The organism is Pedobacter sp. AC379 (genome assembly GCF_979258145.1).
The window spans coordinates 1956018-1975141 of record NZ_OZ409839.1 but is presented as its reverse complement, the minus strand read 5'-3'; the positions used below and the strand labels follow the sequence as shown (position 1 = coordinate 1975141).

22 protein-coding genes and 1 pseudogene are annotated in these 19124 nt (G+C 49.5%); all 23 read right to left on the bottom strand.

Features of this window, described 5'->3' with window-relative positions:
- Window positions 1-7 precede the first annotated feature (7 nt).
- Window positions 8-859: a hypothetical protein gene (locus tag ACZZZW_RS08680; RefSeq protein ID WP_463492952.1), complete on the bottom strand. Its 852-nt coding sequence runs from the start codon at window positions 857-859 to the stop codon at window positions 8-10.
- A 46-nt stretch (window positions 860-905) separates the two neighbouring features.
- Complete coding sequence (locus tag ACZZZW_RS08675; protein WP_463492951.1) at window positions 906-1694, bottom strand: DUF4099 domain-containing protein; 789 nt, start codon at window positions 1692-1694, stop codon at window positions 906-908.
- A 10-nt stretch (window positions 1695-1704) separates the two neighbouring features.
- Window positions 1705-2919: an ArdC family protein gene (locus ACZZZW_RS08670; protein WP_463492950.1), complete on the bottom strand. Its 1215-nt coding sequence runs from the start codon at window positions 2917-2919 to the stop codon at window positions 1705-1707.
- Window positions 2912-3070, bottom strand: coding sequence for a hypothetical protein (locus tag ACZZZW_RS08665; RefSeq protein ID WP_157255524.1), 159 nt, complete (start codon window positions 3068-3070; stop codon window positions 2912-2914). Before ACZZZW_RS08665 ends, ACZZZW_RS08670 begins: the two co-directional genes overlap by 8 nt.
- Window positions 3067-3552 (bottom strand): M23 family metallopeptidase, encoded by a 486-nt coding sequence (locus ACZZZW_RS08660; RefSeq protein WP_463492949.1) that lies wholly within the window; start codon window positions 3550-3552, stop codon window positions 3067-3069. Before ACZZZW_RS08660 ends, ACZZZW_RS08665 begins: the two co-directional genes overlap by 4 nt.
- Window positions 3549-3959, bottom strand: coding sequence for a hypothetical protein (locus ACZZZW_RS08655; protein ID WP_463492948.1), 411 nt, complete (start codon window positions 3957-3959; stop codon window positions 3549-3551). Before ACZZZW_RS08655 ends, ACZZZW_RS08660 begins: the two co-directional genes overlap by 4 nt.
- A gap of 50 nt (window positions 3960-4009) precedes the next feature.
- Window positions 4010-5332, bottom strand: coding sequence for a type IV secretory system conjugative DNA transfer family protein (locus ACZZZW_RS08650; protein ID WP_463492947.1), 1323 nt, complete (start codon window positions 5330-5332; stop codon window positions 4010-4012).
- A 38-nt stretch (window positions 5333-5370) separates the two neighbouring features.
- Entirely contained in the window at window positions 5371-7038 is a 1668-nt protein-coding gene (gene ltrA / locus ACZZZW_RS08645) for a group II intron reverse transcriptase/maturase (protein ID WP_463492946.1), read from the bottom strand.
- 585 nt (window positions 7039-7623) lie between these two features.
- A complete protein-coding gene (locus tag ACZZZW_RS08640) occupies window positions 7624-8373 on the bottom strand; it encodes a YWFCY domain-containing protein (protein WP_463492945.1) in 750 nt (249 codons plus the stop codon).
- A 28-nt stretch (window positions 8374-8401) separates the two neighbouring features.
- Window positions 8402-9238 carry a DUF4138 domain-containing protein gene (locus ACZZZW_RS08635; RefSeq protein WP_463492944.1) on the bottom strand — a complete coding sequence of 279 codons (837 nt, stop codon included), beginning with the start codon at window positions 9236-9238 and terminating at the stop codon, window positions 8402-8404.
- Window position 9239: 1 nt separating this feature from the next.
- The gene (gene traM, locus ACZZZW_RS08630) at window positions 9240-10466 is read right to left on the bottom strand and encodes a conjugative transposon protein TraM (protein ID WP_463492943.1); all 1227 of its coding nucleotides are present in this window, start codon (window positions 10464-10466) and stop codon (window positions 9240-9242) included.
- A complete protein-coding gene (locus ACZZZW_RS08625) occupies window positions 10447-10854 on the bottom strand; it encodes a hypothetical protein (protein WP_463492942.1) in 408 nt (135 codons plus the stop codon). The genes traM and ACZZZW_RS08625 overlap by 20 nt, the downstream gene beginning before the upstream one ends.
- A 15-nt stretch (window positions 10855-10869) precedes the next feature.
- Window positions 10870-11490: a conjugative transposon protein TraK gene (traK, locus tag ACZZZW_RS08620; RefSeq protein ID WP_463492941.1), complete on the bottom strand. Its 621-nt coding sequence runs from the start codon at window positions 11488-11490 to the stop codon at window positions 10870-10872.
- A 4-nt stretch (window positions 11491-11494) separates the two neighbouring features.
- Window positions 11495-12634 (bottom strand): plasmid transfer protein, encoded by a 1140-nt coding sequence (locus ACZZZW_RS08615; RefSeq protein WP_463492940.1) that lies wholly within the window; start codon window positions 12632-12634, stop codon window positions 11495-11497.
- Window positions 12635-12636: 2 nt separating this feature from the next.
- The gene (locus tag ACZZZW_RS08610) at window positions 12637-13410 is read right to left on the bottom strand and encodes a hypothetical protein (protein WP_463492939.1); all 774 of its coding nucleotides are present in this window, start codon (window positions 13408-13410) and stop codon (window positions 12637-12639) included.
- The gene (locus tag ACZZZW_RS08605; protein WP_463492938.1) at window positions 13407-14069 is read right to left on the bottom strand and encodes a hypothetical protein; all 663 of its coding nucleotides are present in this window, start codon (window positions 14067-14069) and stop codon (window positions 13407-13409) included. The genes ACZZZW_RS08610 and ACZZZW_RS08605 overlap by 4 nt, the downstream gene beginning before the upstream one ends.
- A gap of 2 nt (window positions 14070-14071) precedes the next feature.
- Window positions 14072-14725: a hypothetical protein gene (locus ACZZZW_RS08600; RefSeq protein WP_463492937.1), complete on the bottom strand. Its 654-nt coding sequence runs from the start codon at window positions 14723-14725 to the stop codon at window positions 14072-14074.
- On the bottom strand, window positions 14722-15387 hold the full coding sequence (locus tag ACZZZW_RS08595; protein ID WP_463492936.1) for a hypothetical protein: 666 nt from the start codon (window positions 15385-15387) through the stop codon (window positions 14722-14724). Before ACZZZW_RS08595 ends, ACZZZW_RS08600 begins: the two co-directional genes overlap by 4 nt.
- Window positions 15388-15399: 12 nt before the next feature.
- Window positions 15400-17276: pseudogene (locus ACZZZW_RS08590) on the bottom strand (TraG family conjugative transposon ATPase).
- 541 nt (window positions 17277-17817) lie between these two features.
- Window positions 17818-18123, bottom strand: a complete 306-nt coding sequence (locus ACZZZW_RS08585; RefSeq protein ID WP_463492935.1) for a DUF4133 domain-containing protein — start codon at window positions 18121-18123, stop codon at window positions 17818-17820.
- Complete coding sequence (locus tag ACZZZW_RS08580) at window positions 18123-18431, bottom strand: DUF4134 domain-containing protein (RefSeq protein ID WP_463492934.1); 309 nt, start codon at window positions 18429-18431, stop codon at window positions 18123-18125. Before ACZZZW_RS08580 ends, ACZZZW_RS08585 begins: the two co-directional genes overlap by 1 nt.
- Before the next feature lie 31 nt (window positions 18432-18462).
- On the bottom strand, window positions 18463-18750 hold the full coding sequence (locus ACZZZW_RS08575) for a DUF4134 family protein (protein ID WP_157255444.1): 288 nt from the start codon (window positions 18748-18750) through the stop codon (window positions 18463-18465).
- A 34-nt stretch (window positions 18751-18784) separates the two neighbouring features.
- Entirely contained in the window at window positions 18785-19108 is a 324-nt protein-coding gene (locus ACZZZW_RS08570; RefSeq protein WP_463492933.1) for a hypothetical protein, read from the bottom strand.
- Window positions 19109-19124: the final 16 nt, after the last annotated feature.

Genomic DNA, 19124 nt, shown 5'->3' with positions numbered 1-19124 from the left:
GAAGGATTCACCTTCCGATCTTTGGCCCGTTTTCATCCCCTTGCTGTTTCCATGGAAACTGGCGGGCCACCTGAGGGGGAGGCAGGACACCTTCAAATGCCCGTCCGGCCTTTTGCTCTTGGTTCTGCCCGGTAGAAAAGATCTGGTTGTCCCAAAGTTGCTGCATATCTTTTGTATAGATGTCAAGGGTTTTAAGCCTGGGATTTGCAGCAACGTATACGGCCTGCTGCTTACCGCTGAGGTCAAGAGTGAGTTCCACCAGATTACCATAGCGCAAGGCCCTGGTAACGGCGTCCTTTTTCTCCAGCTCATCAAGGCCCTTAAACGGATATCGGTCGATGGTCTTTTCCAGATCATAACCATAGCCCGGAAAAAATTTATTAAGCGGATGGTTTCCGTTGTTACCGCTGACCGATAAATCCAGCCTAAACCATACCGCTACCTTCTCGCGGTCGGCAGTAGTTGTCCCAGAGGTATTCTTCACATAAATGTCTTTTTGCAGGGAGAGACCGCAGAGTAGCTTGTAGCTCTGGAGCGCGGTCATTCTGTTGTCCCGTTCGAGATCAAAGCGCTGTGAGACCGGCGGGGTATCATTGTAGCGTGTGAGTGTAGCATCATAGCTGTTGAGAAAATAAACATCTGAATCTTTGGCCTTTGAAAAATTGAGGTCAAAGTGCAACTGGTCGACCCCTTTTCCGGGATCAGACCTGAATTTCCCTGGAATATAGCGTTGGTTGATCCCCAGGGAGAATTTTTCCAACTGCCGGTAAATAGCAGATTCCAGTACGTCGTTTAATTTTGTTCCAAAACCCAGATAGTCCAGGCTTTTTTGAAGGTATTCCAGATTGTTCTGATTCATAACTTATTTTTTTTATCACTGGTTTGCATTAAAAAGAAAGGAAAGATTATCTTGATATTCCCTTTGAGCGCTCCGGGGCAGGATTGAAAAGATTTTGGGGAAGAACATATTTTTCATGTTTTACCGATCCCTGTCCTTCCATATCCCGGTATGCGCTGTTAAATGCCGGGGTGGCATAATCCAGCTGGGCCTCCCTTTGATTCAAAGACCTGATCCCACGGAGCAGCAGATAAGAAATTCCACCGTCCAGCAGTACCGACAAGATCAGTGCTTTCCGGTCGGAAAGCAGTCCCAGAGGCTCCGAGGCGCGGTGCCGGAGCTGGGTACCGTCGCTCAGGGTCAAAAGCTCACCCCTGCTGAATGCGGATTTTTCTTCGGGAGAGAGCAGCATCCCGTTGATTAGATCCGGGGACTGGACCTTCGAGACATCGTAGGTGATGAATTCTTTGGTCTGCGGATCATATTCAATGTTCAGCATTGAATAATGCCCTTCTTCTTTTTGTATGCTCTTGCCGATATAGTCGCATTCACCAGCGGCAAGCCTGGTCATTTCCTCTTCGCTAAGCAAGGGGTGTTTCCTTACCTCTTTGTAGATCGGGTGGATCAGAACCTCCGCTTCCCCCAGGTCATTTCTGAAAAGGGAAAGCTTGGCATCCAAGCGCTCGATGTTGAAATTTTCCCAATGGATGCCCCGCAGGGAAAGCAGTTCGGTCCTTCGGCCTGAAAGCAGGGCCCGGATATTATGGGGATCGAGCAGAAGCTGACCCTGGTGATATATGCCCAGCTTTTCCAGTTGGGAAGTAGGCAGCTCACCGGCGTTGAATAATGTTTTCATAATTTGTGATTTAGCGTTTGTTTATTTTTCCTGTTCCTGCATCCCAGTCCGCCGCACTGCTGGGGGCAGTTATCGCTGCAGGATTTTTAAGCAGGCCGCTGAGCTTGACATCAAGCAGTGAGCGGTAGAGCTGATCGGATTTTGAAAGGGTGAACTGCAGGCCTGAAGGCTGCTGTTGCACATGTAGCCTGCCCTGCTTCAAGTGTCCTTGAATGCGGTAAAGATTATGCTTATAGCTGATCTCATCTCCGGTAGAGAGGTAGTTTAAACCCGCAACCGGCCCTGGAGCAATTGCAGCTTCATCTGCCATGGTGATGTCTTTTTGCGCCTTTAGCTCAATATCCCGCAAAAAAGAAAATATTTTTTCCGCATCCATTGCCGCAGCATGGATTTCCACGGGCGTATTTTCGAGTATCGATACCCAGCTTTCTATATAGGCGGCATGCTGGGAGGGATCGTGGGCAATCTGCAGCTCATCGCCCAGCAGCATAGATGCAATCTCTGCCCGGAGTTCCTCCTTGGCATAGGCTTCTATTCCACTGGTCATCAGGGTCTCCCGTTCAAGCCGTGTGGGATGCCCGGTCCAGTGTGCAAGTTCATGCAGCAGAGTGGCGTAATATCCTTGCGATGAGGAAAACTGGCTCCTATCAGGCATCGTGATCACATCATAGCGGATGTGGTAAAATGCGCGGTCGATGAACTTATGCTCGATCTGCGCACCGCTGTGACGGATAAGCTCTTCGGCCCGTTCGGTGGGGTCCCAGTCTATTTTCCGATTATTTACAGCAAGCGGCGGAAGGCCGCTGATCTGTTCGGCATTGAAAACCCAGGCATTGCTCACAATGGGCCTGTTTAGGGCTACTTTTTCCCTCAACAGGTTTCCCAGATCATCATAAAGGGGTTTTCCACGTTCATCACGCAGACTGATGAGTTCATGGGTTTTCACGAACTGTATCAAGCTTCCCTTTTCTTTGTGCATGACCCTGAAACCTGCCGCCTCGGCCTGCTTAAAGGTGAGCCACCTGGGATCACTCCGTCCAGTGAGCAAAAGGTTCATCGCGTTGATGCCCTTGTAGCGTTGGCCGCTCTGCTGATTATAGGGCATTGAGAATCCGGGAGGCGCTCCGCCGTTCCATGGCTTTTGCCATGGAGAGGTTCCTGCCTTGAGCTGTTCGATCAGCCGCTGGGCGACCTGAACATATAAGGGGACTTGTGGCTTATCCATCTTCCCCTCCTTCCCATGTCGGCAATTCATCACAAACGCTGGTGCCGTAGATTTCGGCCTGTTCCGGGCTGAGGGTTGTCCATCCCTCAAGCGGTATCGCCTGCAATATTCCCTCAAGGGAGATCAGGTGTTTCTCGTAGTCTGTTATCATGGCGTGATCAGTTTGGTGTCCTTGGAGGACTGTAGAAAAAAAAGAAACTTCAGTGGATTGATCTGACGGGAACGGTAGCTGAGGGAGAAGTGCAGGTGCTCGGCTGTAGTCCTTCCGGTACTGCCGGACATCCCGATCACTTCTCCGGCCAGCACCTTGGATCCGGGGACAACCAAAGAAGCAGAAAGATGACCATAGGTAGCTTTAAGTTCCCCTTTGGAAATCGATACAAAATTGCCCAGGTAACGGTGATAACCGCTGGCGCTGACCAGCCCGTTGAACACCGACCTTACCTCGCAGCCCTTTGCCCTAAGGTCTACCCCATCGTGAAATCCACCTTCCCCGGTAATTGGATGTCGCCGGAAGCCAAAATGGCTTGTTGTGATGAGGGGAAAGACCGGAAAAGCATACGCTTGGCCAAAGGCGGCGTAATGCTGTGCAAACGCGCTGATCAGGACCAAAAACAAAATCCGCTTTTTCATCTCGACTTCCCCCTTTCTGCTCCGTTGTGAGGCTCAAGGGAGCTGTTTATCTTTTCCTGCAGACTCACAGTTGCCAGCTGCAGGGCACCCGGTCTGTCCTTGAGCAGCTCCAAAGCTTCCATCAGCGCAGCACTGCCAGGCCGGTCCTGCAGCATACTGACTTTGAAAACTGCTTTAAAATCGGCTGTTTCCATCACAGATGCCGAGGTGAGCAGATCCCTGTAGAGCTGGTTTTTATCTTTCAAGACCAGGATATCGGGCGCGGGAAGGTTGGCGCTCGAAAAATCACCAAAAGCGATCTTTGCCCGCCCCTGGGCGGCATCGATGCTGCTGATCATCCCGATTTTTAATTCATCTTCCGCCGTCCGGCCATGGGCCAGGACAAGCATTCCTGAATAATGTTGCATAAGCTTGGCTTTTTAAAGTTTAAAGATTTGATGTATGAGGGCAAGGCCTTTCAGCCTACCGGGAATCTGGAGATGATCCTGGATACCTCAGCATTGATGCGTTTAAAGTTTTCAAAAAGGATTTCATCCTTTTTGCCCTTGAAGTCATAATAGATCGGCATGGCAGGATATGCGGACGCTTCTGCAGAGATCGCATCCAGGTCCAGATTGACCCTGCAGTTGATGGCCGAAGGCTGAAATTCACCGTTAAAGGTTTCTGGTATATCCCCTGCCAGCATGCCCACCAGTTCCCCGGCCTTTAGCGATGCGATCTTGCCTGATGGTATAAGGTATTCCAGCCGCTCGCTCAAAGAAACAGAAGCCTTTCCGCGGTCAAGGGAAAGGCTTTCGCTGACCTGCTTTACCTTGCCAAAGAGTTTTTCCAGCCAGTCCAGTGTTTCCTTGTTCCTGACCGATCCGGAAAGGACATTGCCCACTACCGCGCAGATGGTTGTGGCGGTTTCTTTTCCATATTGCTGCTGGAACTGGGGAAGCTCCTGAAGCCCCATGAGCACTGCCACACGGTTCGACCGGGCTGTGGCGATCAGGTTCTCGATCCGGTGGACATAAAGCGTCGGCAGTTCATCAAGCACCAGTGCGCTGGGCAGGTTGTCCTTTGAGTTGATCAACCTGGTCAGCCGGTTGAGTACCACTGAGTAACAGGCCGAATTGATGTTCTGGGTGTTGGGGTCATTGGCCAGTATCAGCATCGAGGGAGAAGACCTGCTGCTGATCTTGAGCGGAAAATCATCGCCCGAGAAAACCCAGAACGTTTCCTTTGTGGCCAGTCGGGAAATAAAGATCTTGAGCGTGCCGACCTGCCCTTCGAGCTGATCGAAAGCCTTTGCCCGGTAGGCGGTCATAAATGGGGAGAGCAGGGAATCCAGTTCTGGGTTCGAGGTCAAAGTAGCAAATATCTGCTCATACGGGGCATTCAGAAAAGCGAGCACATGCGGCAGGGTCGAGTAGCGTCCGGATTCATACCGCGAGAAAAAATAAATACAGGCTGCCAGAAAATTCACCGCACTCTGGGTAAAGAACTGGTCGCTACCGGAAGACTTGTCCCCCTTTTTAAGTGCCTCCACCAAAGCTTCCGCGGTTTCCGAGGCATCGGCCAGGGTAAGGATATAATCTGCCCGAAGCACGTTGAGCCTGCGGCTCATTTCCATGCAGTTGAGGTTGATGACATGGAAAGCATAGCCCTCCAGCCGCCCCTGCTGCTTTCCCAACAGGAAATGGTAATAGGCAATCTGCCCGAGATCACAGTCGAGTAAGTCAGCAGAATTGCTCCCGCCTTCTCCTCTAAGAACCGTACGTGAGAGTTTCCAGCTCATACGGCTCAAGTAATTGCCATCTATTTACATAGACGACCTCATCGAGAAGCCCTCTTTTTAAGGTAAACACTTCTGCGACAACCATCATGTACAAGTTCGTGAATTGCCTTGTTGTTGACAATACTTTTGGTAGTGCCCCACGGTAATTCCCTGTCAATTTTGTTGCCGCAGATAGGGCATGTGCGTTTCTGTTTCTCCCATAACTTAAGTAGAGTCGTCTTTCCTTTTAATGTCTGTAACATTTTGTACGTTTCACGCTTTTCAAAATAGTACTTCCATGTAGGGTCGAAGGGGTTTGCACTTCCATGGATCTTGACATTCCTGGTTATGTTTATATTGGAAAGATGTTTCAATGTCAGATAGTTTTTATCCTCATTTTCATTCTCCTTCCAAGTAAAACACCAGTCTCGATTGCCGATCTTTTGAAAGTACTTTTGTTTAACCCATTTCCTTCCCTTGTTAGCGGAATGGCGACGATTACACCATGACCATATTTTTTGAAAGATCAAGTGATCGCAGTTCTGAAATATATCCGAGGCAACGCTATGTTTATAGTAGTTGCCCCAGCCAGTAATAACAGGGTTTAGCATGCGTATAAGTGAATCCTGTCTCGTAGATTGATTGGACTTAATAATGTCCTTTATCTTTAATAGGAATTTCTTCATGCCACTCTTTGATGGTCTTGTAAGTACCACATGTTTAAATCTGCGGACATTGAAACCCAGGAAATCAAAGCCTTCGTCTATATGGGTTATCTTGGTCTTTTCTTCAGAAAGGATTAATCCTCTTTGTTTTAAGAATTCAACAACCACAGGCTTAACCTCTTTTTCCAGTGCTTCCTGCGTTTTTCCTGTGATAATAAAATCATCAGCATACCTTACCAACCTTACGGCTGGGTAATATGATTTGCCACTTACTGTAGTCCGTTGGAATTTTTCCAACAACACTGTTTCTAAACCATCAAGAGTCATGTTGGCCAGCGTTGGTGATATTATACCTCCCTGTGGGGTTCCTTCCTCTGTTGGAAACAGTTCATCCTTGAAGATGAAACCACATTTAAGCCACTTTTTTAACATGGTTTTGTCCATTGGGATGTTCTCCAATAGCCATTGGTGGCTGATGTGATCAAAACAACCTTTAATATCTCCTTCCATAACCCATTTTGGGGAGAGTTTCTCTTTACCCAAAAGTGTGTGACACTGGGTAATAGCATCCATCGTGCAGCGTTCTCTTCTGAAACCATAACAGTGTTTATCTGCCTTAGTTTCTGCTACCGGCTCCAATGCCATGAGATATAAAGCCTGCATTGCTCTATCCTTCATCGTTGGGATACCCAAAGGGCGTAATTTCCCATTGCTTTTTTCAATATGTACCCGTCTTAAAGGCTGTGGATTGTACCCTTTTCTTTTCAGATCAGCAATCGCCTTTAATCTTTCAACAGGTGAATCCCAAGTTACCTTGTCAACACCTGCTGTGTTCTTCCCCTTGTTAGAGGTTACTCTTTTCACAGCCAAAGCTTTGGCGTAATAAGAGTGTGTTAGTACCCATTGTAAGGATTTTACCTTACCATGTTTACCTTCTTTCTGAGCTTTTACAATACGTGCTTGTAGCTTTCCAACTCCATTCTTGCATTTGTCCCAATCAATGTTGTTCCAATTGCTGAGCTCTTTGTCAGTAGGCGCACACGCTGTTTTACTTACGTTCATTTGCTTTCCTCCTTTAAAAAGTTCTAAAAGTTTCTTATAAAATAATTACCATATACAGAAGTCTGCCCACTTTCGTGTGGAGTGACGTTTAAACTCCTATCCATTTCATTACAAAATAGCATTCGCTTTCTCTGTAATCCCATACCCGCACCACTATCGGCCTTCCTTACAGTCGGCTTTCCTGCATCCGCAGGAATGATACGGGCTTACAACGTTCCGTGTAAGTAACAACGAAGGGTTAGGTCCTATCTCTACGCCGGCAGTTCTGTTGTTCGTGTAATCCCAAAATTCCAGAGATTATCCAACTGCGTCACCTTTTGGTTCAAGCCTATCAGCATTGTTTGGCTTGTTCGACTTAACGACCTTTTAATGATAGTTCACTTTCGTTGACCATACCTTCAGCCTCGCCCCCAGACAGCATAATGCTTACCGTCGTTGTTTCCACCTCACGGCTTCAACTTCTTCACCTGCCGGTGAAAGGGTTACTTTGTCAGGGCAGCTTCACACAAAACAATTACTTGTAATGCATGTGCCCTTAGGCTACTATTGACGACACAATAGGTTCAATCTCCGTTGAACAATTACTTACACAGCCTCGTTTCGCACGAACTTAAAGTCATAAACGCATATACAGAACTGCTTTTCGATCAGCTGGCGGATAAAGGGCATAACGATCCCGAAACTTTTACCTGATCCGGGCGTACCGATCAAGAGGGTTCCCCTGAAAACGTTACAGATATTGATAAAGCCTTTGTGTACTTTTTTGCGGTAATAAAAAAGACTCGGTACGCTTACCTGGTAAGGTCCTTTGATTTCCCTGGTGGCCTGCATAAAAGATTCCTGCTCAATATTCCAGCGGTCCTTTCCCAGCGAGGAGCTGATGATCTTGGAAATATTGCCCATGGCGATATGCACCAGCAGCGTCCCTAAAAACAGTGTTATGCAGTAGCCTTTATCCCTCCAACCAGGGCTCAGCAAAGAAGTGTTTGCCGGCCCGGGGTAAAACCACAGCCCGCCGAGAAGGATTATCAGGCCAGCACTGAGCGGATAAAGGATCGCAGCGCGGTAGTCCAGGTCTTTCTCCTTTTTGCTCAGCGTACCGATAGCAACCAGAATTATCAGGCAAAGGATAAAAGCCCTGGAATACAGGGGCTGGGAATAAACGGCCAGTTTGGTTATCACAGCATATATCCTGCTTAGGCCAAACCTGTAAAACCAGGGAAAATCGATGAGTTTGGGCGCATAGATGAATACGAAAATATCCAGGCTGACGCAGAGATAAATGCAGAACTGCATAAAACGGTGCAGCATCTGCTGTTCTTTACTTTCTTCCATTTGTTATAGTACCGGATGAACATTTGATTTAAAAAGTATCCGCTGTGAGCAGATCCCCGTATTTTACCGATAAGCTCAGCTTCCTTGCGGACAGCTGCTTTTCATCCAGGGTAACTTCAAGACGCTTTGAGGGGGGATAAGTGAGCTTTCCGATCACATAAATGTTGCGGAATACTTTTGAAAAACGCTTGGCAGGATAAAGGGAGAACAACGGTTTGATAGCTACCGACTGAGAGGTTGTCGCTTTATTGATCTTTTTATCTTCCAAAGTGAAGCTCAGCGAGGAAGGCTCATAGGCTAAAGCAGTGGAATTTTCAAAACTTAAATCCATAAAGATGAGTTCACCCACGCACAATACCCGGTTCAGGCTGATGGTAATGCCCTGGGATGAGGTTTTCAGCAAAGGCTTTTTTCCTCGCAGTAAAAGCATGTCCATTGCATGCGCGCGCATATCGGCTTCGGACAAGCGCTGGGGCTGCAGATCAAGGGCGACTGTTGCCTCGGGAAGTATTTCAATGTCCGCGGCAGCACCGCAGGCGCCGGGTGATGCGCTGATCAGCCGGTACTGGGCCATAAAGGTCTCTCCTATAACGGTAAGGGTTCCCAGGTCAGTGCCCGGATCTATGTTCTGCACGGAATCGGTTGGGATTTTAATGCGGAGCACATTTTTTACCGGAAAGTCCCCTTTGATCCGCGGATCGGAAATATCAGCATAGGCAATGGGCTCGGGAGAGCGGAAGTGAACGGAAGATCCGGGAGATAAGGCAATGCAGGGCAGATCGGATGAGGCCCTGACCGCTAAGGGCTGCGCAGATGCAAATCCTAGTCTAAGCAGCAAAAATGCAGTAAGAAATATTGTTTTCATGTTAAAATGTGTTGGGTTTATTGATGGTTGAAAGCTGGGCAGGATCGATCAGGTACACCATGGTTGCATATTTGATTTTTGCTTTGTTCTGCCGTACCAGGCGCGTGAGCGCGCCGGAGCTTGCCTGGAAGACTCTTCCAAGGATACTCATGAGCTGTTTGTTTTCTTCCCCCTGCCCATCGGTTGAAATCCCCTGGAGCGGGGAACTGCCCAGTTCACGGGTAAGCTCTCTGAAAGCGGAAGATGGCACATAAAGTCCCTTTAGCCCGTCAAGATCATAAAGCTCAAGGTGCACCGGCAGAATGCCTGCCCGGCTGAGCACAGAAGAAACTGTGATCTGGATGCGCTGGGATGAAAATGAAGATACCGTCCCATAAAGGTGGCTCCCTTTTTCAATGGTACGGTCCCCTGCACGGATATTTTCCAAAAGCCGCAGACGGACCCTTGATCCGCTATAACCGGTAATTTCCTGATCAAGCATTGCCGGGATATATACCGCTTTGGCCTCAGCTGCCCTGACGGTATTGAAGGCATTGCCTTCAGGCTTGTCCAGCGATACGCTAAGGGGCTTGATCTGCGGGGAGGAGCTGTCTTTTGCTGCACGCTTTTTTTGCTCAAGCAACTGTGAGCGGTAGGCGGGATCGTTTGCCTTGCCGATGCTGTCCACAATGGCCATCTGCGCCTTGAATACCGCCATAGCATCTCCCTGATCAGCCTTCTCTGGCGCCGGAGCGCGATGCATGGGTTTGCGCATCTCCTCCAGGGCTGCAGCCAATGCCCGGTCCTGGGATAGGCCGGAGGAAGCGCTGCTGTTGCTCCGAAGGGCTGAACCCTGAGCGCGGGCGGGCGCGTTAGGGCTGCCCGGATAGCCGGCATAGCGGGACTTGACCAGAATTTCGATCGAGTCGAGCATATGCTTTTCTTTCTCTGAATAATCCGAGATGCTCAGCGGGGAATCCTGCTGCTCATCTGCGAGGTTTCCAACAGCGGTGTAGCCGTCGCCTTTGCGGTAACGCTGCTGAAAAGCGGCCAGCTTGTCCTGGAGCTTTTCAGCCTGGATCTGCGCAGATACCCCGGCAACATCGCTGCGGAGGGAATCTGCGGAAGCCTTGTGATCTGCCTGACCGGAAGCGGCCCCGTTGCGGTAAATGCTGTAAAAGATGAGGATAAAGGGCAGGCAGATCAGCGGGATAACATACCTGGGGCTTTTAAGGTTGATTTTTTTCATGTCGGTAATTTTTAATCTGAAGGCTTTTGATTTTCTCGATCATCTGATGGATGCGCAGACTGTCAGTATGATCTAAGGACTTTTTTCCCAGCATTTCCTTTAGCTCAGCCTGCATGGAAAGCACCTGGGAAAGCTGGCCTGCCGCCTGGTATACGCCGCTCACCTGTTGGGTGGCCTGGCCTGGAAAACCGGCAATGGACTGCCCCTTTTCAGCCGGGGACCTTAACAGGGTGAAACAAAGCAGCCCTGAACAGCCAAGCAGGGCGAGCATGAGAAAATAAACAGTTGCAGGGCGCTGTTTAAAAAAAGCGTCCACTACCGCCCTGATCCTGATGGTTATCCCGGAGAGTTTGCTGGAGGGAAGGGAAAAGATAGTATTGGTTTTCATATTTTATGGTTTTGTTTAAAGCGGGTTTTTGGCCGTATTGGACAGGTCCCTGTTTTCCAGGGTCTTCCATCCGGTGATGATTACCGCATGCGGATTGTTTTCTGAGCGCGCGGAAAGATCGCTAAGGTGCCCTTCGGTGAGCAGTGAACGGGTAATAACCGAACTTCTGCGGTCTATCCGCTGGGTACCGTAGTAGCGGAAATACCTGTTTTTTTCATCTAAAAAAATAGAGTCCGCCTGGATGGTGAGCACGGCCGAGGAGGAAAGTACCGAAGAAAAGAAACTGCGCTCTTTAAGGTTGTTGTACTGCTGGGCACCACTTTCATCGATCAGGTACATGGCCTGCCGCATCTGGGATTCAATATATTTTTCATCGGGTATGAGCGAAAAGAAAAGACTATGGAAACGGGCAATGTGCGCCCGGTATTCCGCCGCGCGGTTGACCTGTACATCCACCCTTTTTGCTGCCAGCGGGATATTGCCGTTGTCGAGCAGATAAATACTTTTCCTGGAATCGCTTACCTGGCGGTAGGCAAAAAAAGAAACCACGCAGGATATGCATAAACTAAGCAAAAAGCTCCCTACGCAAAGCACGGTAGCAAGGCGTACCTTGCTTTCAATGTTCCTGATGAGCATAGCCTTATCCTCCCAATGCTGAAGTGGCCATACTGCCCATCCTGCTTGCACCCGATCCCATTGCACTTGCTGCCGAACTCACTCCCGAAGTGGAGACGATCCAGGTAGAAATGCTCGGTACGGTAAACATTGTCAGGGCCCCGATTATAAAGGTGATGATCACCATTCCAAAGGAAAGCACACCGTTTGCGGCAAACCAGCTGAGTTTTTCCATACTCGCCCCGCCACTGCCGAGGAGTTCCTGGTACCGGGTGATCTCTGCTTCCAGGGCATAGTTTTGAAAAAGCGAGGCCACATACATCACCAGAAAACCGATCCCAGAATACAGGTTAACGGAAACAAACCTTGCAATCCAGCTAGAAAAGGAATCCCTGAACATGGGCAATATACTTGCCGCAACCGAAAAGGGCCCAAGAATGATCAGTATGGTTGAAAAGATGATCTGCATGATAAAAATCACGTATACGCTGATGCGCAGGATCCATATCGCCAAAGTTTCAAGCAATGAGGTTGCCAGTAACTGCAGGCCGATCTGAAGCCTGTTCCGCATTTCAACCACAGGGTTCCAGACCTGCGAAAAACCTTCCTTGACCGAACTTTTCACCGATTCCCACGCATGTTCATACCAGCTGTCGGCTTCCTTGCTGGCCACCTCGGTTTCAGCCTGAACCTTGAGCAGCTCATCGGCCACTTCCACCATCAGTTTTGCCCGCTGCATGCGCAGGGCATTTATATTCTGCTGACTGCTCTCAAAAAGCGCAGCAGTGCGCACCTCCACGATCTCCTCGGGATAAGCGACCACCCTGGTGAAAACCGGCCACCAGAGAATGATCATGGCAAGGCCGAAGGGCCTGAGTAGGGGCATAATTTCCAGCCTTTTATCACCCGAGATCATCTCATAACTTTTGATGGCAAAGAAAATCAGCATAAAAATCGCACTAAGTGCCTGGGCATCAGCAATGAAAGCATCGTAATGGGTCCAGATGGTGGATTTCATCTGTTTTAAAAAGTGCATCATCCCTTCCTCGTAAATGCCGTTCCCCTGAAGGAAATTAAAGGTATCTTTAAAAGAATCCGGAACCTGGACCGGGGTGGACTGCACAAAAAAACCGGCAGTGCCGGTCAAAAAGCTTATTGTCTGCATAGTTATAGTTTTGAATGTTTTAAAATCCTGTCGGCAATTTCAATGTCCCCTCCCCCTTTTGTTCTCATCCCTTCTCCACTTTGCCCTGCCCCGGGTCTGGCATCTGAGATGGAAAGGTATTTCCAGGCCAGCCGTTTTTTCTCCGACCAGGCCGATTCCACAGCGCGGTACTCCATCAAAAGCCGCTGATAGGCCAGCAGGCGTTCGCCCCGTTCCAGTGTGGTTTTCCTTGTGATTTCCAGGCGCTGGGACAGGTTGCCGGTTTCTGAGCGGTACCACTCATATATCCCCGAGGAAATCAGGTACTGCTTTTCCCTGCCGGGGATACCTGTGAGGTCCTCTTGTTGATTACCACTTAGCAAGGAAGCAAATTCCTGCCTGTAGTAAAGTTGCCATAGCGGGTCGAGATCGCTGAGCAGCCCGGAGTAGGCCGATGCTTTGATGAGCGCCTGCGTTTTCAGCGTATCGCTGTGGAGCCGCTGCCGCGAAGTACTGGAGGCCATGGCCAGTACCAGCCCCAAGCGCTGGGTCTGAGGCCCCAAGGGGCCAAGTGGCCGCAGATCGGTTTTAGGATAATTGGGGTGAAGTGCCCAGGTCAGCCAATAATTGGGATTGAGTCCCAGAAACCCGGGCTTGGGCGTGAATTTATCCCAGTCCCATTGTTTGAACACCATGCGCTCCTGCTGGTTGGTCACCGCCTCATCACTGATGGGACGTTGTGCTATGCAGCGGATAAAGGGGATAATGATCAGCAGGACGATCAGTAGCTTTTTCATTTTTCTTTAAGTGATTTAAGGTTTAGCAGCAGATTTTCTACCATCCGCTTATCGGTATTGATAAATCCCCCAAAGGGGTTTACTGTATGCAGAAGGCCGTTTATTTTGGCCCAGTACATACATTTTTTAATGCTGTAAAGCAGTGCCCGGATGGTTTTGAGCTCCAGGGATATTTTACCCAGTAGCGCATCGCGTTTGGAAAAGTCCATCAACAGATCTGAACGCTCTTTGAGCACAACTGAAGAGACCTCCCCGGCCAGTTTTACGCCCCGGTCAGCCATCTGCTGACAGGTCGCCTGGGCAAAAAGCAACAGGTAAGGGGCCTGGGAAGCCGCTTTGAGCACCGCCCTGCTTTCACTGAGAATCTCCAGGCTAACCTCTCCGATCTGTTTGACGGCCATTGCGCTTTTCAGTCCCTGGTCGACCTGGGTGAGGGAGCGGAAAATGAGTTCTTCGGTGAGGATGACTGCGCCCATGTTGAGCTTGATCTGGCCAAGCCCGCTGTTGATTTGTTCCAGGCGTTCCCCATGGATAAGCTCCGAGGAGATCCTGACGGCATTATTTTCGACCACAGACTTTAAGTGGCCGCGGTCAAGAACGATCCGCTGCGAAAACCCGTTGTGGCAAAGCAGAAGCAAAACAAAAAGAATGGTTTTCATAATCAGTTTTTTAGTATTTCAATCCTGCGCAGTATGTCTTCGCTCAGCGAGCGGTCACGGTTGATGAAACCGCTGAAAGGATTACTTTTAAGCCGGTTTTTTTCCTTTGCCGCTCCCATTACCAGGCACAGTCCCTTTAGCGCCCCGTTGATCGAGCGCAGCTCTGAGATGATGTGGGAGAAAAGCAGCTTGCGTCCGCTGGGGCTCATCTGTCCCAGATCCCCGGCGCTGAGTATGATCCCATAGAGAAACCTCAGCAGCATCTCTGAGCGGCCGGAGAGTTCAAGCTGCGCTGTGGCAGCAAGGGGAATGAGCAATGGGTCCTCTTTGCAGAGCGAAAGCATCCGGGACTCCGACTGATAGATTTCTGAGATCACAGGAGCTGATTCCAGGCCGACCTGAAGAAAACCGGCAGCATTTGCGAGCAGGGAAAACCGCGACCTGAGCTGCCGGTAAGTTGTTTTAAGGCTGCCCATTGAGGAACTGTTGACTTCGCTGCCAAGGGAATTGAGCGTCTGCTTATCTCTGGCAATGCCCTGAAGTTCATGTTCGGATTTGCTTTCTGCGATGAGCTGATGCAATAGGGCGATATTGATCTGGGCAACCGCGAGTTGCCAGCTGATGGTCAACAACAGCAAAAAAACCGCCCTTTTCATGGTTTGAGCATTTTGGCGTTGAGCAGGATATCTTCGGCTATTCTCCTGTCCACATTGATAAAGCCGCTGTATGGATTAACAGAATTCCAGAAACCGCGCTGCTTTGCCCAGTACATCGAGCGATAGAGTCCGTAAACCACCCCGCGCAGGATGCTCAGCTGCCGGGAAATGCTTCCCAGCAGTTTTACCCTTTCCCCTGAATCCATCAGCCCGTCCTTCCCGCCCTTGAGCACGAAGCCGGACACTTCTGCAGCAAGCAATTCAGCCCGGGATTTAAATTCCCTGGCACCGCTTTCAGCAAAAACGAGCAAGGCAGGATTGTTTTCGGCCAGTTTGACCGCCAGGGCAGCATCCCTTAAGATATCTTCTGATATCTCATAGATATCCTTTACCGAAAGCAGTGAGCGCATTACCCCGGAAACCTCACTCAGGCCCCGGTAGAGTGCTGACTGCAGATCATTTGCAATGGCAAGCTGGCCGGTGAGGGCAAGCTGTGATTTTTGAATGAGCGTCAGCCGCTCGTTTGTTCCCTTAAGCTGCGAATTCATTGCCCCCGAGCCCGCTGCAACAGCCGCCGAAACTGCGGGATCGACATAAATCTGGGCAAAGCAGACCATGGGCATGCCAAAGGATAAAAGCAAAATAAAAGTGTGTGTTTTCATAACGCAAGGGGTTTAATTGGTTTGCTGGTTCACCCTGGAGACAAAACGCTCCAGGGAAAGACCGGAAGAATGGAGTTCTGATATAAAAGCATCGAGTCCTTCGCGGTAAGATCCCGCTCTGGATATATAATGCTCAAGTGCCTGCTTTTCGGGTTTTTCTGTGGAAAAGGTCAGATACTGGCGCAGGGAGACCTCTACACCGTAAACTTCTCCCATCATTCCCCTTCGAATATAGACTTCTTTGAACCTGGACCGGTCCGAGCGGTTATCCAGGCGGTTGATGGTAAAAATTTTCTTCTGCTCGGTTTCACTCAAGGACAGCAGCGAGGCAATCTGTGCGTAATTGTCTTTGAACTTTCCCTGATCGAGCAGGCAGACGGTATCCGAGTTACTGATGATACTGTCCTTGATGATTTCATTCCCGATGATATCACCGAGTTCCTGGGTCACCACGATGGCCTCCCCCAGAACTTGCGGACGGTCTTGTACATATAGACCAGATAAGCGGCCATCAGCGGAGATGCGACCGCTTTCCAGGCCTCCTCTAAAATGATAGCCTTGCGCTGGTGGTTGCGGTGTCTCATTTTCTGCAGAAAGACATCCATGATGATCAGGGTCACTATGGGAAACAGCGTCTTATGTTCCCGGATGGCATCGATTTCAAAAACGATGAAACGCTCGGCGAAAAGTGAGGCATCCACCTGCTTGTTGAGCAGTTCCCCGAATTCCCCGCCGGTGCAGAATTTTTTGAGCACATACCGGTATTCATCCAGATCAAAAGCGATACGCTCGCTATGTTTAACTTTTTGGATCCAGGAACAGGAATAATGGTAAAAAGAATCAAAACATAAAAAGATTCCTGGATTTTCCAAAGCAAAATGCTCAGCGTAGTAATCGGCGATCACGTTCGAGATCACCGTATCCTCAATCTGGGAAACACTCCCCTCCGCTCCCCTTAACAGCAGGGAAACCAGGGTCTTGATAAAATCCTTTTTTTCGATATTATATTCTTCCGCGCTCATATGAAAAGGGTTCATGGTGATGGGATGCTGCTGGGAATAGGTAATGTACCTGCCGTTGAAATAAGCACATAATCCGCTGTAGGAGTGTCCGGTATCCACAATCACCACATCCATGTTATAGTTCATATACTGCTCGATGAGTGCGTTCATGAAAAAGGATTTTCCCGACCCGGATCCCCCAAGCACAAATTTTGAGCGGTTGGAGATCCGGCCGCTGCGCATGGGGAGATCTGCCGGGTCAATGCCCAGTGGAATACCCCTTCGATCGGTAAAACGGATCAGAAAATCCGATGCTTCACTTTCCTGCAGCCGCTCTTTAAAAATCAGGCAGGCTGCCGCCTGGCAGCTCAGCAGGTACCAGTCGTATACTTTCAATGCAATCCCGTTTCCCGGAAGGACGGAGGAAAAAAGTTCCAGCTGGTTGTAGGCATTTTTTGAGGGGATGATCCCCAATTGAAAAAGGGAGGATTCCACGAAGTTTACCGCCCTGGCAAGCAGTCCGGGCCTTGCGCAGAGCACAATGTTATAATGGGCATTTACCAGGAGCTGGTTTTCCCTTGCTACCTCATCCAGGAGCTGATCGATATCCTCTGCACACATCCGGTTGGCGGCATCAGCGAGCCCCGCATGCCTTCTGCGTTTGAGTGCGAGCCTGCTTAAGGTAGCGCCCTGGGAGGGGATTTCGATGAGCTGATTGTAGATCATGCACTTAAAGCCTGGCACATGGTGAAGGAAAGAGAGATTGTCCATGGGAAAATCGGTGAATGCTTTCCCATCGCTTCTGAGCTGATAAGGGCTGAGCTTTGAGGGAAGATCAATCGAATCGGTATCGACCAGGGAAATATTCTGGATGGCCTTATCCCCCATCTCAATCCCCTTATCCCCACAGCGCATATTATCCAGCGCTACATGGCCTGAAGAGAAATCCATGGCCAGTATCCTGCGGGCATAAAGCTGGATATCCCGGCAGTTGAGTAAGCGCGGCGATAGCGAACGCTCATCCAGCAGCTCGATCACTTTGTTTACCCGTGTTAAAAAATCGTCTTCAGCGCCGGGCTGGTAAACATAAAACCTGCCCTTTTTGATCAGTCTGGTCAGGGTGAGATAAGTATGGATCCTGGCATATGGCCTGCCTAAGAAATGATCCTGATAACTTTGCTGTAAAAACCCGCCGGGGCTGTTCTCAGCATAGTGCTCCATGGAGAAAATATCCTGTTTCTGGACCATATGCCCCTCACCCAGAATTTTGATCATGTTGATCATCAGCTGATGGAAGGCGGTGTAGGCAGAACTGTCGGCGGCATATTGAATCACCGGATTGACCATTTTGATGATGACCGAAAAATCACCGCGTTCAGAATACAGCAGATCTGTGCCGCTATGGGCAATGATCCCTGCATAGGGCAGATCAAATGTCTTTTTTTCTGTTTTCATAGTTTAATTTTAATCTTGAAGGCTGAATAAAAATGCCGCGGTCCCGCTGCCTTTTGTGCAGGCCCTGCCGCTGACGGTAAAAGATGAAAACAAACAGGGCCACGATGCTTACCACAGTGACCACGCTGCCCAGGTACATATTGATCAGTGCACCGCTGAGCCCGCCAAGTAAAAGTCCCAGCACAAGCGAAGCGGCGCCCCAGCCTATAAATTTTCCCTGTAGGCCTTTATAGCTCAGCGGCTTCTGGAGCCCTTTGTAGATCGGATAGCTCTTCATCATTATACGCCAAAAAAAGCCTTGATCACCACCGAGACCAGTACCAGAAAAATACAGGATCCGCCCCAGCTCATCACCTCTTTACTGATGTCGCGGTCCCCTGAGTTCCACTTGATGTAAACCATGACACCGCCGATAAGTCCTACAACTGCGCCGATGCCAAGAATGAGGTTCCCCACGGGATCGACATAGGCGGCAAGTGAGGAGGTAGCGGCATTGATGCCAGTTGTTCCACCGCCCTGCGCAAAAGCGCTGGCTGAGAAAAGCAGCATTACAGGCACAAAAAAGGCCCTTGATTTGAAAATTTTCATAAAACTGTATTTTAATAAGTGAATAAATGAGTTACAGGCCGAATACCCCGCGCAGAAAAGTGCCCGAAAGCAATAAAAAAAGACAGGAAAAAAACCATCCACTCACCTGTGCATCAATGTGGTGCCTGCCCGACTGCCAGTTGGCAAAAACCCGGAGCCCGCCCAGCAGGCCCACGATCGCACCTAGCAAAAAAACCAGGTCAGAAAAGCCATGGTAATAACCTTTCATCGTACCCGATGCCTGATAGAGTTCCGAAATGCCCGGGGGATCCTGCGCCCGGGCGCTGATGCCAGCCACCGCCGTCAGCGCGGCCAGCATAAGATATTGGACAGCCCTTCCCATCTGAAAAAAATTAAGAAGGGATCTGAGAGGAGAAAGAAACGGCGTCTTTTAACGCGCCGCCAATTATTTCATTCAGCTTCAGGGCGCCTGTTGAGCTAAGCGGTCCCGAACTTAAAAGCCCGTCCTGGGAAAGTCCGGGTGCAAAGGAAGATAAATCTTCATCCAGCGCCGCATCAATGGGACTGTCCAGATCCGCCAAATCCAGGGTAAGGATCCCTTTTGCCCCGGAACTTCGCGCTTTGCCTGCAGTCAACAGGTCAAAGGCCAGGTTGAGCAGATAATAAATGAGATAGGCCGCACTAAGGCCATAGAGAAATTGGGTCCAGTTGTTCATTTTGATTAAGGTTTAA